Annotated in this window: 15 protein-coding genes and 1 pseudogene; 12 read left to right on the top strand and 4 right to left on the bottom strand. The window is 63.9% G+C overall.

All coding sequences use genetic code 11. The features are described 5' to 3' along the window. The first annotated feature begins 6 nt into the window (after positions 1-6). The 4 genes and pseudogenes from AC1DZQ_RS01160 (at position 7) to AC1DZQ_RS01145 (ending at position 2,107) form a co-directional block, all read left to right on the top strand. Positions 7-684: an RraA family protein gene (locus tag AC1DZQ_RS01160; RefSeq protein ID WP_476961747.1), complete on the top strand. Its 678-nt coding sequence runs from the start codon at positions 7-9 to the stop codon at positions 682-684. 122 nt (positions 685-806) lie between these two features. Then, a pseudogene (locus AC1DZQ_RS01155) lies at positions 807-932 on the top strand (short-chain dehydrogenase); the annotation flags it as partial. A 284-nt stretch (positions 933-1,216) separates the two neighbouring features. Continuing rightward, positions 1,217-1,816: a DM13 domain-containing protein gene (locus tag AC1DZQ_RS01150; RefSeq protein WP_476961746.1), complete on the top strand. Its 600-nt coding sequence runs from the start codon at positions 1,217-1,219 to the stop codon at positions 1,814-1,816. Positions 1,817-1,909: 93 nt separating this feature from the next. Next, the gene (locus tag AC1DZQ_RS01145; RefSeq protein WP_476961745.1) at positions 1,910-2,107 is read left to right on the top strand and encodes a hypothetical protein; all 198 of its coding nucleotides are present in this window, start codon (positions 1,910-1,912) and stop codon (positions 2,105-2,107) included. A gap of 396 nt (positions 2,108-2,503) precedes the next feature. On the opposite strand, the gene AC1DZQ_RS01140 is transcribed toward AC1DZQ_RS01145, so the two are convergent. Both AC1DZQ_RS01140 and AC1DZQ_RS01135 read right to left on the bottom strand, forming a co-directional pair. Beyond that, positions 2,504-2,881, bottom strand: coding sequence for a sensor histidine kinase (locus AC1DZQ_RS01140; protein WP_476961744.1), 378 nt, complete (start codon positions 2,879-2,881; stop codon positions 2,504-2,506). Positions 2,882-3,085: 204 nt separating this feature from the next. Then, on the bottom strand, positions 3,086-4,342 hold the full coding sequence (locus tag AC1DZQ_RS01135) for a D-arabinono-1,4-lactone oxidase (RefSeq protein WP_476961743.1): 1,257 nt from the start codon (positions 4,340-4,342) through the stop codon (positions 3,086-3,088). A 172-nt stretch (positions 4,343-4,514) separates the two neighbouring features. Here AC1DZQ_RS01135 and AC1DZQ_RS01130 point away from each other — a divergent pair, with 172 nt between their 5' ends. From AC1DZQ_RS01130 to AC1DZQ_RS01095, 8 genes are all read left to right on the top strand, one after another. Further along, entirely contained in the window at positions 4,515-5,516 is a 1,002-nt protein-coding gene (locus tag AC1DZQ_RS01130; RefSeq protein ID WP_476961742.1) for a LacI family DNA-binding transcriptional regulator, read from the top strand. A gap of 196 nt (positions 5,517-5,712) precedes the next feature. Continuing rightward, on the top strand, positions 5,713-7,047 hold the full coding sequence (locus AC1DZQ_RS01125) for an extracellular solute-binding protein (protein WP_476961741.1): 1,335 nt from the start codon (positions 5,713-5,715) through the stop codon (positions 7,045-7,047). Positions 7,048-7,074: 27 nt separating this feature from the next. Further along, a complete protein-coding gene (locus AC1DZQ_RS01120; RefSeq protein WP_476961740.1) occupies positions 7,075-8,034 on the top strand; it encodes a carbohydrate ABC transporter permease in 960 nt (319 codons plus the stop codon). A 2-nt stretch (positions 8,035-8,036) separates the two neighbouring features. Beyond that, complete coding sequence (locus AC1DZQ_RS01115; RefSeq protein ID WP_476961739.1) at positions 8,037-8,933, top strand: carbohydrate ABC transporter permease; 897 nt, start codon at positions 8,037-8,039, stop codon at positions 8,931-8,933. Positions 8,934-8,988: 55 nt separating this feature from the next. Beyond that, positions 8,989-10,527 (top strand): arabinosylfuranosidase ArfA, encoded by a 1,539-nt coding sequence (arfA, locus tag AC1DZQ_RS01110; RefSeq protein ID WP_476961738.1) that lies wholly within the window; start codon positions 8,989-8,991, stop codon positions 10,525-10,527. Between the two features lie 4 nt (positions 10,528-10,531). Then, a complete protein-coding gene (locus tag AC1DZQ_RS01105) occupies positions 10,532-10,783 on the top strand; it encodes an SDR family oxidoreductase (RefSeq protein ID WP_476961737.1) in 252 nt (83 codons plus the stop codon). Positions 10,784-10,883: 100 nt separating this feature from the next. Continuing rightward, positions 10,884-11,786 (top strand): aminoglycoside phosphotransferase family protein, encoded by a 903-nt coding sequence (locus tag AC1DZQ_RS01100; protein WP_476961736.1) that lies wholly within the window; start codon positions 10,884-10,886, stop codon positions 11,784-11,786. Positions 11,787-11,826: 40 nt separating this feature from the next. After that, positions 11,827-13,305 carry an HNH endonuclease signature motif containing protein gene (locus AC1DZQ_RS01095; RefSeq protein ID WP_476961735.1) on the top strand — a complete coding sequence of 493 codons (1,479 nt, stop codon included), beginning with the start codon at positions 11,827-11,829 and terminating at the stop codon, positions 13,303-13,305. A 187-nt stretch (positions 13,306-13,492) separates the two neighbouring features. Here the strand turns inward: AC1DZQ_RS01095 and AC1DZQ_RS01090 are convergent, their stop codons facing one another. Continuing rightward, on the bottom strand, positions 13,493-14,413 hold the full coding sequence (locus tag AC1DZQ_RS01090; protein ID WP_476961734.1) for an RNA polymerase sigma-70 factor: 921 nt from the start codon (positions 14,411-14,413) through the stop codon (positions 13,493-13,495). Positions 14,414-14,417: 4 nt separating this feature from the next. Beyond that, a complete protein-coding gene (locus AC1DZQ_RS01085; protein ID WP_476961733.1) occupies positions 14,418-15,569 on the bottom strand; it encodes an NAD(P)/FAD-dependent oxidoreductase in 1,152 nt (383 codons plus the stop codon). Positions 15,570-15,741 lie beyond the last annotated feature (172 nt).

Raw genomic sequence — 15,741 nt, 5'->3', positions numbered from 1 at the left:
CCGATTATGTTCATTAAGGCTTCAACAGAGTCGATTACCGTCACCCAGCCGTGGGAACGTTGCGACCCGGAGCTCGTGGCAAAAATAGCCGCCTATCCCGTGGCGAACATCGGTGATGCACTGGGCCGCACTGGCCTCATGTGTTCAGCCATCCACGGTGTCTGGACCGGCGCGGCGTGCCACGGGTCCATCCTTCCGATCAACACCAGGGAGGGCGATAACCTGGCAATCCACCGAGCCTTGGACGAGGCACAGCCCGGCGACGTGCTGGTGGTGAACGGATTCTCGGACGTCAACCGGGCGGTCTTCGGCGACCTGCTGGCCGAGATTTGCCTGGCACGGGGTGTTGCCGGCGTGATCATCGACGGCGCAGTTCGCGACGCCGAGGCCATCGGCGCCATCGGACTGGCTGCATTTGCCCGGGCCACCACGCCGGCCGGTCCGTCGAAGATGGGCCCGGGCACCGTCGGAGAACCGATCGCCTGCGGGAACCTCGTCTGCAACCCAGGCGACGCCATTGTTGCGGACAGCGACGGCATCGCCGTCATCCCCCGCGCCCGGTTGGCCGAGGTACTGGCCAAACTTAGCGAGATTGACGCGATGGAGACCGCCCTGCGTCAGCAGATCATCCAGAGCCGCCAGGCCGACACGGCTGCGCCCCAGCTGGCTGCCGCCACGGCTTAAACGCGCCAGCACACGCAGCCAGTCATCAAGCGGACGACGGCGGGAGCCCAAGCTCCCGCCGTCGTTGGCTTTGTGCGAAGCTACTCCTCACCGGCGGGTTGGAACGGTCCGCCGCCGGCGCCGCCACCGTCCCCACACCCGCCACCGCCGCGCAGCTCGCCGCCTCCGTCACCTTCCTGCTTAGCGACGACGGCACCAACATCAACGGCGCCATCCTCGCCTCCGACGGCGGCTGGTCCGCGCTGTAGGGGATGGTGCGGCAGGACACCTGGCTGTTCGGTGGAACCTTTCGGGGCAACATCGCCTTTGGCGGGCCCGACCCGGGCATATGAGGCTGCTTGAAATCACAAGGCATGGGAGTTCCCGGTCTGCGTGGACTCCAGGAGGCCGCCGCCCGAACCTCACATCACCAACATCGTGGCCGTGTCTCCGGCGTGTTCAGCCCATTGCCCGCATCGATAAGCGCGCGGACGATGGTTTCATGAGCGCGGATAACTTCGGACCTCGTCTTTTCACTATCGGGGAATGCTAGATGTCCACAGTGAAGTCCGGTCGGCGCAAGCGGGTCTGGGTCATCGCCGCCGCGGCGGTTGCCGTTGTCGTGCTGGCTATCGGACTGCCGGTGTTCAAACCCTGGCTTCTGTTTGTCGACGTCCGGGTGGATGAAGAGATCCCGTCGGTTGCCGCGTCCGCGGAGCAGGCAGAACCATCCGGGTCCAGTACTGCCGAGGTGCCCGCCGGCCCGGTCCAGCTCGCTGAAGGTTCGTTCGTCAGCCATGAACATACAACGACGGGGACCGTTCGGATCATTGAACAGCCGGACGGCACGCGCGTGCTTGCGTTGGAGAGTCTGGACACCTCCAACGGGCCGGATGTGCACGTCTGGCTGAGCGCCGCAGACGTGGTGGAGGGGCCGGGCGGGTGGTTCACGGCTGGCTCTGCGGACCACGTTGACCTCGGCTTGATCAAGGGAAACCAGGGCAACCAGGTGTACAAAATCTCCGATGACGTTGATTTGTCCAAGTACAAGTCCGTCGATCTATGGTGCGTTCAATTCGCGGTTTCATTCGGAGCGGCTCAGCTCACATCCCGAGACAGCGGTTCGCTAGGCGCAAAGTCTCCGCTGGGCTGACCTGTAAACACGACCCACGAGTCAACGCGGGGCCTGTTTCGACGGCGCCGGCCGCCGTAGGCCATGGGCATCCATCACACCGAGGAGGCACCCATGCGCACGGCAAAACCCACAGCCCAGGCCGATCAGGTTCGCCATCTTTCAGAGAATCTCAATTCTCAGCTCACCAAGGGGAGAGAGTGGGCCACTCCCGAGGTCGAGGCGGCATTGCAAAAAGTGGTCGCGGGGCTTGATGCCGGGATCGAATCTGCGTCCCCCGCGGATCCAGGCCGGTCTGCGGCGGCTCGCTGACCAACTCGCCGGCCAAGTGGAAACTCTGGCTCCGCGTGTTAACGAGGGTCTGAAGCGGGTCGCACAATGTTGCCCCGGCGGCTAAGTCGAGGCGGACGGCGTCAGGGAAAGCATGGTGGATTGCCGGGGCGGTGGCCGTCGCGGTGACCGCAGGATTCGCTGCCTGGCACTTTCTTCGGCCGGCCGATCAGGAACCGGTGCCGTCCGTGAATGCGCAGCGTACCGGCGGCCCGAACCCGAGTCGGACACCACCCCACTACCCGAGGCCCGGACCTGGCGATCAAGACGCCGGGCGGCCCACGACTGGCGAAGGGGTCTCACGGACTCCATCCGGCGATGATCGTGAGCACGCCTGCCCGGCTGCTGGTCTCGAGCGGAAGAGCCGTGCAGCCGCTGCTAGTCCAGGGGTAGCGTTATCGTCACACAGGTTCCTGCGGCGGCGGACGACTGGATGATCACCTCTCCGCCAGCCAGGCCTACGGCCACACGCATGAGCCGCAGTCCCATGCCTGTGTGCCGGCCGATCATGGCTGCCGGCGCGTCGAAGCCACCGCCGTCGTCGGTCACCTTGAGCTGAACGCCGTGGCTCATGCCGTGGGTGACGCAGCCGAGCCGGACCGTCACAGCTGATGCCTGAGCGAATTTGTAGACATTGCTGAGGAGCTCCTGCGCCGCCCGGTAGAGAAGAATTGCGGACTGCCGGTCTACTTCCATCCGGTGATGCGGAGTCTCCAGGTGCACCACGGTTCCGTGTTTGCGGAGGGGAAGGGTCAAACGGTCAATTGCGCCTGTTAGCCCAAGAACATGGAAATCGACCGGGTGTGTATCTGTGAGGACGCCACGTACTGCGACGACTTCATCGCTTAGTAGTGATTTCATACTCTTACTGTGCGCTTGCGGAGTTGGCATTTTCTTATGCCGCGCCGAGAGTAGCGCACCTGGGTTTCTGCCGCTGGTGCCGGCGCCAGCGGGCTGCGCTTAGCGTGAGCTCACGGCCGGGACGCCGAGGATGCTGTCCAGCAGACCGTTCCGGAATTTTCCCTCCGGATCGTGCGCCGAGGCCAGCGAGCGGAAGTCCGTAAGGCGGGGGTAGAGGGACTCCCAGTCGTGACCGCCGGGCGTGAACAGCTTGCCCCAGTGCGGTCTGGCTCCGAACGGCCGAAGCAGGTCTTCGAGCTGGGGAAGAACGGCTTCCACCTGCGGCTGCAGCGGCTTCCAGGTGAAGTGCAGGGCAACGCTCTGCTGTCGGTAGAAAGGGCTGAGCCAGAGTTCGTCTGCGGCGCCGGTCCGGATTTCGGAGACAAATAGCAGGGGCGCAAGTTTGTCTGCGAGGCTCCGCACTGCCTGGAGTGCAGCAGGTGCCTGCTCCAGCGGCAAGATGAATTCGCTTTGGAGTTCCTCACCTTTGCTGGGCGTGAACTCGTGACGGAAGTGCGGTAGCCGGTCCAGCCATTGCCCGGGCTCATCCATCTGGGCTGTGCAGTTCTCGGCCGACATCCCCGGCAGCGGGTGCCGCGGACGAATGGCAGCCGTGGCGCCGAACAGGTCAACGATGGGAGGCTCCGAGTCCAGCGCTTTGAGCCAGACCTGGCTGATGCAATCGCCTGCGTAATCGGTGAAAAGACTCACGCTGTAGGCGCTGGACACAAGCTGTGTGAAGTTCGCCAGCGCCCGTTCCCACGGCAGGTTTTCCAAAACACGCTGGCGCATGCTGAAACTCGGCCGGACGGCAAGCCGGAGGCCGCTGACGATGCCAAGAGCGCCCAGGCCCACCACGCTGCCCAGGAACTCCTCTCCGTCCGCGCGGGACAGCGATACCTGCTCGCCCGAGGGCCGGACCAGGTCGATGCCTTCCACCGCTCCGGCCAGGGAGGGGTTGTTCACACCAGAGCCATGGGTGCCCGTCTGGACTGCCCCTGCCACGGAAATGTGGGGCAGTGACGCCAGATTGTGGATGGCCACGCCGGACTGTTGCAACGCGCGGCACAGGGCGCCGTAGCTCACTCCGCCGCTGACGCGGACCGTCTGCCGTTCTGAGTCCAGTTCGATTTGCTGCGGCAGGGCGTCCAGCAGTACGTGCACACCGTCGGTGTCCCCCATGCGGTTGAAGGAGTGCCGCGATCCGAGGGCCTTGACCCGGCCGGCGCGCGCCACCACCTCGGCGAGCTCAGCCACCGACTCCGGGCGCAAGACGTCCGCTGATGAGTAATTGAGGTTTCCTGCCCAGTTCTTCATTCAGCCAGCTTTCGGGTGGAGTTAGTTTCCAACAACTGTGAGCGCTAACAATTTTCCTGTCAAGGCGCTTCCGCCGCCGCCCGCCGAGACGGGAGGTAACATCGTCAGCAGGTCATGCGCGGCAGCAGCCATTGGCTGCTGGCTTGGCCCAGGATGCTTTGAAAGGGGAGCAGTGCGCGCAACCGTCAAGGACGTCGCGCGTCGTGCCGGCGTTTCACCCAAGACTGTCTCGAACGTGATGAACGGAATCGTTCCGGTTAGTGGAGCCACCAAGTTCAAGGTAGAACAGGCCATTCTCGAACTGGATTATGTGCCCAACCTCTCCGCCCGCGGACTGCGCAACGGCAGGTCGGGTGTTATCGCCCTGGCGCTGCCGGACCTGGCGACTCCCTACTCAGCCGAGATTGCGCACAACGTGGTGGAGGTTGCCCACGAGCAGGGCTGGAGCGTTCAGATCGAGGAAACCGGATCCGATCCCCGGCGCGAATACGAACTGATGTCCCGCGCGCGGTCCAACCTCATTGATGGCCTGATCCTCAACCCGGTCGTGCTGGACGAGAGTGCCGTCAAGGTGGGCGTCTCGCTGCCACCGGTCGTTCTGCTGGGTGAGGTGTCCCAAAAACTGGCCGACCGGGTGTGGGTGGACAGCGTTGCTGCCGCCCGTGACATGACCCTGGCGCTTGCCAGGACCGGCCGGCGTCGTATCGCCGTGCTCGGAACGGCGGAAGGCCGAGGCTCCGCCGCAGCGATCCTGCGGACCCGCGGCTACCACGCCGCGCTCGAAGAGCTCGGCATCGACCGGGACGACTCACTGCTCATCCCGTGCGAAAAGTGGACACCGCAGACGGCCGCCGCCGCGCTCGCCTCCTATCTGGACTCCCACCCGCTCCCCGAAGCGCTGTTCTGCTTCACCGACTCCATGGCCATCGGCGCTATGAGCGTGTTGTGGAACAGGGGAATCAGCGTCCCCGGCGACGTTGCCGTGGCAGGCTTTGACGACATCGCCGACGGGCAATACGCCGTGCCATCCCTCACCACGGTTTCCTTCGACAAGCGCCAGGTGGCCAGCGAAGCCCTCCGCCTGCTCACCGAGCGGATGGCAGACCGTACCGGCGAGCAGAGGGTGGTCACCGTCGACTACAGAATCGTCGAGCGGGACAGCACCCGCGGCTAAACGAGACCGCATCGAAACGAGACTGCTGCATCACTTGTTCACGCTAACAATTTTCTCTTGTGGTGGGTTTTACATCGATGTAATGTGAGTCCCGCGTCACATCGCTCCTGCCGCTCCCGGGTCTCAGCGCACCGGAACGGCAGCGTTTTGTGCCATCAGGATTATTTTTCAGCGGACCCATCCAAAGGAGTGACGGGTGAAGCAGATTGACTTTTTTGCCGGGAAACAAGTGACCCGGCGGCAGTTGCTGGCAGGTTCGGCGGCCCTCGGCAGCGTGTTCGCGGCGGCCGGCCTCACGGGCTGCGGCGGTACCGCCTCGGCAGCGGCCGTGCGGGACATTGCGTTCTGGCACCTCCTGTCCGGCGGTGACGGCATCAAGATGCAGGCAATGATCAAGCAGGCGAACGAGGGCAATCCCGGATTCACCGTTCATCCGACCGTCCTGGCGTGGGGGCCGCCGTACTACACAAAGCTGGCGATGGCGTCCGCCGGAGGCCGTCCGCCGGAACTTGCCATCATGCACGCAAGCCGGGTTCCCGGCTATGCCCCCGGGGGACTCATCGACCCGTGGGACATGTCCCTGCTGGCGGAGCACGGGGTGACAGCGGAGAGCTTCGCACCGAGGATCTGGGACAAGAGCCAGCACGACGGCCAGGTTTTTTCCATCGCTCTGGACTCCCACCCTTTCGTCATGTTCTACAACACTGAGGTTGCCGGCAAGGCCGGAGTGCTCGCCCCCAACGGGCAGCTGCAGGACGTGAGCTCTCCGCAGGACTTCCTCTCGATGGCCCGCGAGATGCAGAAGGTGACGCAGGCGCACGGCCTTTCCTTCGGCTACCTTGGCAGCGGATCCCAGATGTGGCGTCTCTTCTACACCCTCTACAAGCAGCACGGTGTGGACATGGAACTCACCCCGGGGCAGCCGATGAAGGCTGACAGGGATGCGGCGATCGAGTCCCTGGAATTCATGGCGTCACTGTTCGACGACACAATAGCCGCAAAGAGCGGGGACATCAGTACGGGCATCGCCGAATTTGCCCGCGGCAGTTCAGGCATGCTCTTCAGCGGCGTGTGGGAACTTCCCACCTTCAAGAAGGCCGGTCTGCCGGTCGACGCGGCAACCATCCCCACTCTCTACGGGACACCGGCTGCCTATGCTGACTCTCATTCCTTTGTCCTGCCGCGGCAACTAAACGCCGACGACGAGAAGCGGCGCGACGTGTACAAGTTCGTGAGCGATGTCCTCAAGGGCTCGCTGTCCTGGGCGGAAGCCGGACACATTCCGGCCTATCAGCCGATTGTGCAGTCACAGGCATACCGGGAACTCACCCCCCAGATTCACTACGCCAACGCGGCGGACATTATCAACTACGACCCGGAATCCTGGTTCAGCGGCTCCGGCTCGGACTGGCAAACCTACTTTGCGGAAAACGTGCAGAACGTACTCCTCGGCCGCGACAAGGCCGCCGACGGTTGGGACGCCTTCGTACGCCGCACCAACACCCTTCTCTCCCGGCCCAACCCGGTCTGAGCCACCCGAGCGACAAAGGAGTCCCAGATGAGTTCCTTAGCAACATCCCGCCGGAGCGCTGAGCGTACGGCAACCTCCCGTCCAAGCCGGTCCCGTCCCCAGTCCGGTCCGGCCCCGTCCCGTCAAACCAGGGACAATCTGACCGGCTGGGGCTTCGCGGCCCCTTTCCTGGCGTTCTTCCTGGTCTTCCTTGTCTGGCCGATTCTTTACGGTCTCTTCATGAGCCTGACAGGCAAGTCACTTACCGGCGCCAACGACAGCCTGATTGGCTTGGCCAACTATGCCGAAGCCTTGGCCGATGCGGACATGTGGCGGTCCCTGGGCAATACGCTCTACTTCACGGTGATCAGCACGGTTCCCTTGGTGCTCGTTGCCTTGGTCATGGCCGCACTGCTTAACGTCGGGTTGCCTGCGCAATGGCTGTGGCGGCTCTCCTACTTTGCTCCGTACCTGCTCGCCTCGACAGTCGTCTCACTCTTCTTTACCTGGATGTACAACCCGCAGCTGGGGCTGATCAACGACTCCCTGGCGAAAATCGGGCTTCCAAAGGTGGCCTGGCTGAACGACCCGAATGTGGCGATGTGGGCCATCGTCATCGCCACGTTGTGGTGGACCGTCGGCTTCAACTTTTTGTTGTACCTGGCGGCCATGCAGAACATCCCCCACCAGCACTACGAGGCGGCATCGCTGGACGGGGCCGGAGCCTGGCGACAGTTCTTCTCCATAACTCTGCCGCAGCTGGCACCGACCACCGTGATGATCGTCCTCCTCCAGATCCTGGCATCACTGAAGATCTTTGATCAGGTGTACCAGATGACGGCTGGCGGCCCCAGCGGTACCACCAGGCCCGTAGTGCAGTACATCTTCGAAACCGGCTTTACCGGCTACCGGCTGGGCTACTCCGCAGCCGTCTCCTACATTTTCTTCGGGCTGATCGTGATCGTCTCGGTCATGCAGTTCCTCATCACGCGCCGCAGGAGTGCATAACCATGGCAACCCAGACACTCACCCGCCCCGCTCCGCACACGGCCAGCGCAACAGCGGTCCGTAAACCCCGCAGGAAGATCACGGCCGGCAAGGCCGCCGTGACAGCGGTCGCGGCGCTCCTCGCAGTCCTGTGGCTCATTCCCTTCGCCTGGGCCACGGCTACGGCCTTCAAGAGCGAGACCGACGCCGCAGCGCCGACGGTCAGCTGGATTCCGCCGTCGGGCTTTACGGCCGACGCTTTCGTCAAGGTGTTCCAAGACGGCAATATCCCGCTTTGGACGTGGAATTCCCTCTATACCTCGGCCGCCATCACGGTGATCACGCTGGTCATCTCCGCACTGGTTGCCTACGCCTTGTCGCGGATCGATTTCCGGGGCAAGAAAGTCCTGATGACAGTGATCATCGCCTCCATCATCATCCCGCCACCAGTGCTGATGATTCCGCTGTTCTATCAAATGGTGGCGCTCCACATGATCGACACGGCCTGGGCCGTCATCCTGCCGCAGGTCATCCACCCCGCCATGGTGTTTGTGCTCAAAAAGTTCTTCGATCAGATCCCGCGTGAACTCGAGGAAGCTGCGGTGATGGATGGTGCCAGCCGGATGCGGATCTTCATTCAGGTCATCCTGCCGCTCTCACGCCCCATCCTCGCCGCCGTCGCGATCTTCGTTTTCATCAGCGCGTGGAACAACTTCCTCTGGCCCTTCATCTCCACGAACGATGGGTCCATCCTGACCCTTCCGGTGGGACTGCAGACCATCAAGAGTGCCTATGGCATTCAGTACGCGCAAAACATGGCATCCGCACTGCTCGCGGCCTTGCCGCTCATCCTGGTCTTCCTCTTCTTTCAGCGCCAGATCATCAAGGGCGTTGCGACGACCGGACTCGCCGGCACCTGAACCTGAGCCTTGATTACTTCCAACGAACCTGTTCAACCAAAAGGAGATACCCCACATGTCCCGCGCACGAATCACCCTGGACCGAGACTTCACCATCGGGGAAGTGCCCCGCCGCCTTTTTGGCTCCTTCGTTGAGCACATGGGCCGCTGCGTCTACACCGGAATCTACGAACCAGGCCATCCGGAGGCCGACGAAAACGGTTTCCGCCAGGACGTGCTCAAGCTCGTCAAGGAACTCGGGGCCACTGTCATCCGCTACCCGGGCGGAAACTTCGTGTCCGGTTACAACTGGGAAGACGGGGTAGGCCCGCGGGAAAACCGCCCACGGCGGCTCGACGGCGCCTGGCACACCCTCGAGACGAACGCCTTCGGACTGCACGAGTTCGTGGACTGGTCCCGTCAGGCGGGGACCGAAATCATGGAAGCCATCAACCTGGGTACCAGAGGAGTGGATGCGGCGCGCGAGATCGTGGAGTACGCCAACCATCCCGGAGGAACTTATCTTTCGGACCTGCGCGCCAAGAACGGGCACAAGGACCCGTTCGACATCAAGCTGTGGTGCCTCGGCAATGAAATGGACGGGCCCTGGCAGATCGGCCACAAAACCGCGGAAGAGTACGGCCGGCTGGCCCAGGAAGCCGCCAAGGCGATGCGGTTCGTGGACCCGGACATCGAACTGGTGGCCTGCGGAAGCTCCAGCTCCGCCATGTCCACGTTCGGAGCCTGGGAACAGACAGTGCTCACCCACGCCTATGAGGAAGTGGATTACGTCTCGCTGCATGCTTACTACCAGGAGCACGAGGGCGACGTCGGCAGCTTCCTCGCCAGCGCAGTGGACACTGACTATTTCATCGAAGCAGTCATCGCCACTGCCGATGCCGTCCGGGCGAAGGGAAAGCACAAGAAGCACATCAACCTGTCCTTCGACGAGTGGAACGTCTGGTACCAGCGCGGCCTCGATACCGAGGACCAGCCCAGCCAGGTGGCCAAGGCCGGCTGGCGCGAGCACCCACGTGTCATTGAGGACAAGTACAACGTGACGGATGCCGTCGTCGTCGGTACCCTGCTCAACTCGCTGCTCCGCCACGGCGACCGGGTCAAGATCGCCAATCAGGCGCAGCTGGTCAACGTCATCGCCCCGATCCTCAGCGAGGAAAACGGCCCGGCTTGGCGGCAGACCATCTTCCACCCCTTCGCCCGCATGGCCGAGCTGGCGAACGGCCAGATCCTGCGCCTGTCCGTTGACTCGGACAAGTACGAAAACGTCCGCTTCGGCGACACAGACCTCGTGGATGTCAGTGCGACGTGGAACGAGGAAACGGGCCGCGTGGCGCTCTTCTTGGCAAACCGCGGCCTCGAGGAAGCGGCAGAAATTGAAGTCGCACTGCGCGGGTTTGATGCCCGGCGCGTGCTCCGCGCGGAGGTCCTGGAAATCCCCGAAGGCGGGAACCGTTTCACGGTCAATTCCCAAGGCAGTCCGGACCAGGTGGGGCTCAAGCCGCTGGAAGGGGCGAAGGCGAGCGGCTCCGAACTCCGGGCAACGCTGCCGGCGCTGTCCTGGGCTGTGATTGAGCTGGACGTCGTCAAAAACTGACCGCATGCCCGCAGCAGCTCTACGAGGACGACGGCGGGAGCCCAAGCTCCCGCCGTCGTTGGCTTTGTGCGAAGCTACTTCTGGCGGGTTGGAACGGCTCGCCGCCGGCGCCGCCTACACCGCGTCGAAGCACGGCGTCGCCGGCCTGACCAAGAACTCGGCCGTGATGTACGGGCCCAGAGGCCTGCGCTTCAACGCCGTGGCCCCGGCCCCACCATCACCAACATCGCGGTCACCTTGGACCCTTCGACGCTGACCTCGTTCCGCGCCCCGTCCGCTGTTGGGGTCTTGAACTATGTTCGGACAAAAGAAAGGATCGGGCTGCATTGCAGGCACAAGGAAGGCGGGGTTTCTGAATGGCGGGAATGCCGCCGGCCACGGTGGAAGTGAGTCATGCGGTGGTCCGGCGCCTCGTCCGGGACCAGCGGCCCGACCTTGGCGATTGTCCTTTAGTGCGGGTTGCGAACGGCTGGGACAACGCGACCTTCCGGCTCGGTGACGGCCTGGTCGTCCGGCTGCCGCGCAGGGCGGAGGCCGTTTCCCTGATACTGCATGAGCTGCGCTACCTTCCCGACATAGCTGGCCGCTCCCCGGTTGCGGTTCCTGTCCCCGTCCATGCCGGCAGGCCGACGTCGGACTTTCCATGGCCGTGGAGCATCGTGCGGTGGGTCCCCGGAGCCGCTGCGGCCGACGTCGCCCCGGCAGGCCGCCGGCCGGCGGCTACAGGCCTGGCCGATTTCCTGCTGTCCCTTCACGTGCCCGCCGAATCCGGCGTCCCGGTGAATCCTTTCCGGGGCGTGCCGCTGACAGACCGTGACGCTGCGGTGGTGGAACGGCTCGGGGACCACGAACGCTACCCGCAGGCAGCAGCTCTGAGAGCAGTGTGGGCGCAGGCCTGTGCCGCCAAAGCCTGGGATGGTCCGGCGATGATGCTCCACGGGGACCTCCACCCGGGCAACATCCTGCTGGCGGACGACGGCTCCCTGGCCGGCGTCATCGATTTCAGCGACGTCGGGGCAGGGGACCCGGCGGTCGATCTTGCGGTGGGGTGGCTGATGTTCGACGCCGGCACTCGCCACCGCTTCATGGGCGCCGTTGGCTCAGCAGTGGAAGGGGACACCTGGATGAGGGCCCGCGGTTGGGCCCTCATCCTGTCCACCGCCATGCTGAGCAACTCCGACGACAATCCGCGGATGTTCGCCGTAGGAGAGTTCGGGATCAGGCAGATCCTGGATGACGGACTTTGCCTGGAACTCTGACGCCGGCGTTATTGTCAGTGGCCCCTGCCAAGCTGTGGGTATGGAAGGCAGAGCAGCTGCGGAGACGTTGGAGGCCATGGAGGCCTCCCTTGCTGCGATGGCTGCATTTGCCGGTCGCGGAGCCGGGAACGTGGCCTCGACTGGCGCTGACCTTCTTCGGGACGAAGCGGACGCGTGCCTGGACGGCATGGCTGAGGTGGGCCGCATGGAAGCCAGGCTTGCCGCGCTGAAAGTGCACTTCGCCGCCGAATATGCCCGCGCTGCCGCCGCCATGGCGGCCCCAGCCGTTTCCCCGCAGGAGCGCACCGCCCAGGAAATGGCGGTGACAGCAGAGGTGGCCTGTGTCCTGACAGTGAGCGAAAGATCGGCGGCGGCGCTCCTGGCGGAGTCAGCCACCCTGACCACCGGGTTGCCCCTGACGCTGGCTGCGCTGCAGGCAGGAAGCATTTCATGGCAACACGCGCGGGTGATGTGTGATGAAACGTCCGGCCTGGACCCCGCTGCGGCGGCTGCCTTGGAGGCTCATTTCCTGGACCCCGAGGCTCCCCTAGCCGCGCGTGGCTGCCCGGCGGGGGAGCTGGTGCCGGGCAGGTTCCGGGCCAAAGCGCGCCGATGGCGTGAGCTGCACCATCCCGTAAGCATCGAAGCGCGCCACCGCAAGGGCGTGGAGGACCGTCGGCTGGAATATGTGCCGGACCGGGACGGCATGGCCTGGCTCTCGGCCTATCTGACTGCGGATGTGGCGGCGGGTGTATGGTCCCGTGCCACGGAGGCGGCCCGTGCCCTGCAGGCGCCGAATGAATCCCGGACCCTGACGCAGCTCCGTGCGGACGTCGCCGCCAACTGGCTGCTGGCGGGGGTGGCGGAAGGAACTCCGTCACCTAAGGCGCAGGTCCTGGTGACCGTGCCGGTGCTGTCTCTTTTGGGCGCCGTGACGGAACCGGCCACGCTGGACGGGTATGGTCCCGTTCCGCCGAGCATCGCCCGCCGGCTCGTGGCGGATGGCGCCGGATCGTTCCTGCGTGTGCTGACCGATCCGCGCAGCGGAGCGCCGCTGGAGATCGGACGGACCAGCTACCGGGTTCCGAAGGCGATGCGCCAATGGTTGCGGCTTCGGGACGGCCGGTGCCCTTTTCCGGGCTGTAATAACCATTCCCTGGATAACGAAGCGGACCATCTGTTGGCTTGGTCCGAGGGAGGCGGCACCGGCGTCACCAACCTGGGCCAGCCATGCCGGCGGCACCACCGACTCAGACACACCACAGCATGGAGGCCGGTTGACGCGACCCGGGACCAGCCACCCGGCTGGATCTCACCCGCGGGACGCTCGTACCCCAGCGAACAACAAGACTGGGAACCACCACACTGGCCGCAGCACCTCGGCCACGCGGGTGAAGGCCGGGAGTCGGAAACGCCCGACTGGCCGGACGTAGTTGCCGGTGACGTCGAACCCGGGGAGACCGGGCCACCATTGCCGGTGGATCCCTTTCCTGACTGGGCACTGTTCATCGCGGCGTAGGATCGCGCTCCATGTTCCCCTCCCTGTCCAATGAAAGGTTCGAAGGATGTGCCGGCTATTGGCCTGCGCCCCTGCCTCCGACGTGACCCTGAAAGGCCGGATCGGCCAGGACCAGCGCCATTCAGTGCTTCGAAGTGCTGATTCCGCGGCTTCCGAGAGATGCGCGGGTCTTCTTCGTCCCGGGCTGTCATGGGTGATGGCCAAGGTTCTGCAAGCCCTGCTCAGGGGTGAAGCGCGTGCGGAAGCTTCGGGCTTTGGTGGTCGCGCCGAGTTTGTCTGGATTTCGTACGAGGTAGATGCCCGTAACCTGTTCGTTGCTTGATTCAACAAGGGCCACAAGGTCAACCCTGTCCCCGCTGTAAATGATGAGGGCCGGCATCCCGTTCAAAGATGACGATTCAACCCGCAGATCAGGGAGCGGGGTTTTTGCGATGCCGGTGAGGAAGCGCACGATGTTGTCCGCGCCCATAACGGGTTTGCGGGCCGCTGTAACTTTTCCGCCGCCATCGGAGAGGAGGACGGCTCCGGGGGCGAGTACATCCATGAGGGACTGCATATCGCCCCCAAGTAGAGCAGTGAGGAACCGATCAGCGACCGCTCTTTGCCGTCGTGCATCCACCTCAAAGCGCGGTTGCCGCGCGCGCACGTGCGCCTTGGCCCGGCTTGCTATTTGACGGACGGCCGCAGGCGACTTATCTGTGGCTTCGGCAATCTCCGTGTATGGGAAATCGAAAACCTCGCGGAGGACAAAAACTGCCCGCTCATCGGGGGACAGGGTCTCGAGCACCACGAGCATCGCAAAAGACAGTGATTCACTCAGTACAGCATTCTCAGCGACATCCGGGGCCGTGACCACAGGCTCCGGGAGCCACGGACCAATGTAGTCTTCCCGGCGGCGTTGAGCTGCCCTAAGGGAGTTCAACGCTTGACGCGTTACGGTTTTGGCCAGGTACGCTCGCGGATTTTGGACAGCTTCTGCATCAACACCGGACCATCTCAGAAAGCTGTCCTGAACGACGTCCTCGGCATCCGTAACCGTTCCCGTGATTTCGTAGGCAATGGTGAAAAGCAGGGAACGGTGTTCCTCGAAAACTCCTGCGGTACCCACAGTCTTACTTGGCTTCTGCAGGCCGGGGGCCCTTGGGCCAGCTGTACGAACCGCTCCGGCGAAGCTCGCCTCTGATCCAGGAAAGCGTCATTTGGCACATCTGCGCTTTCGCCGTTGCCGCGAGACGACCCCGAAGGACGAACCGGCGCGGCTGGTCGTCGGCACGCACGGTCTGAACGAGTCCTGACTTGCGGCCCAGGCTGATGCACCTGAGCATGTATCCCACCGAAAGCGGGGCCGGGGCTCGTTTATCGAGGCGGGCTATGATGCTGTCGGCCGCGTGAGCGCCCAGCGGTAGGGCCGTCGCGCAGCTCATGCGCAGGTGGCCGGCGACCGTTTGGGGGGCGTGTATGGCATCGCCCGCACCGAAGATGTCGGGGAATTGCGGGCACGACAGTGACTCGTCGACCATGAGCCGCCCGAGTGCATCGGTTGGCAGTCCGCTGTCACGTGCCAGGTCCGGTGCGCTGAACCCTGCGGTCCAGATCGTGCAGTCAGATCGCAAGGTGTCACCACCCGACATTATGACCGAGGAATCGTCGCACCCTTGCACATCGGTATTCTCTATCATTTCGACGCCGAGCCCTGAAAGCCGTTTCATTACCGCGTGTCGGCCGGCGCCGGAGAGGCTGTCGGCAATGGCTCCGCGGGAAAGGAGATGTACCTGTAGCTGCGGATACTTTTCCGCGATTTCGGCAGCAACCTCGATACCCGTCAGGCCAGCTCCGATGATGCTGACGGTTGAGCCTGGCTCCAGTTGCGAAATCCTGGCCTGCAAACGGTTCGCGTCGTCGGGATCCTTCAACCCGTACGCGCCGGTCGGAATCTTCCCCGGTGCCTGGGTACTGCCCACGGAGTACAGCAAGACATCGTAGTCGAGCGGTGCGCGGCCGCCTGATATGTGCACGGTGCGGTTTTCAGGGTCGATACGCGACGCAGTGCCTTCGACGATGTCCGCACGCTCATGCAGAAGCGACCGCATCGGAACCCGGGCTGATTCCCGACTTCCTGCCGCGACCTCGTGAAGGCGAATCCTTTCCACGAAATCGGAAATCGGGTTGATGACGGTAACGCTGATGGAGTCAGACAGTCGCGGACTTCCTGCGAGCCTGTTCGCGGCCATGACTCCGGCATACCCGGCGCCGATAATAACCACACGACAACGTACTGACACGGTAACTCCTATCGCTAAACGAACGTTTGAACATAGGACACCGCAGAGGCCCGAAATGTGACACACCCAAGAAGGCCGGCGGCACGTTGACCGGCGGGAGCGAAACGAGTGTTGCGGCGGGGGACCTGGCCTATGGGACGGGCGGAATGAGGCT

This window comes from Arthrobacter sp. P1_C12_2, from assembly GCF_056406415.1.
The sequence above is the reverse complement of the archived record's forward strand: the minus strand, read 5'-3'. Positions and strand labels throughout refer to the sequence as shown.

Bases quoted from the DNA above. Each gene is read 5' to 3' on its own strand.
- AC1DZQ_RS01160 (WP_476961747.1), top strand. From the start codon at position 7: ATGTTCATTAAGGCTTCAACAGAGTCGATTACCGTCACCCAGCCGTGG.
- AC1DZQ_RS01150 (WP_476961746.1), top strand. From the start codon at position 1,217: ATGTCCACAGTGAAGTCCGGTCGGCGCAAGCGGGTCTGGGTCATCGCC.
- AC1DZQ_RS01145 (WP_476961745.1), top strand. From the start codon at position 1,910: ATGCGCACGGCAAAACCCACAGCCCAGGCCGATCAGGTTCGCCATCTT.
- AC1DZQ_RS01135 (WP_476961743.1), bottom strand. From the start codon at position 4,342: ATGAAGAACTGGGCAGGAAACCTCAATTACTCATCAGCGGACGTCTTG.
- AC1DZQ_RS01120 (WP_476961740.1), top strand. From the start codon at position 7,075: ATGAGTTCCTTAGCAACATCCCGCCGGAGCGCTGAGCGTACGGCAACC.
- AC1DZQ_RS01115 (WP_476961739.1), top strand. From the start codon at position 8,037: ATGGCAACCCAGACACTCACCCGCCCCGCTCCGCACACGGCCAGCGCA.
- arfA (WP_476961738.1), top strand. From the start codon at position 8,989: ATGTCCCGCGCACGAATCACCCTGGACCGAGACTTCACCATCGGGGAA.
- AC1DZQ_RS01105 (WP_476961737.1), top strand. From the start codon at position 10,532: ATGCCCGCAGCAGCTCTACGAGGACGACGGCGGGAGCCCAAGCTCCCG.
- AC1DZQ_RS01100 (WP_476961736.1), top strand. From the start codon at position 10,884: ATGGCGGGAATGCCGCCGGCCACGGTGGAAGTGAGTCATGCGGTGGTC.
- AC1DZQ_RS01095 (WP_476961735.1), top strand. From the start codon at position 11,827: ATGGAAGGCAGAGCAGCTGCGGAGACGTTGGAGGCCATGGAGGCCTCC.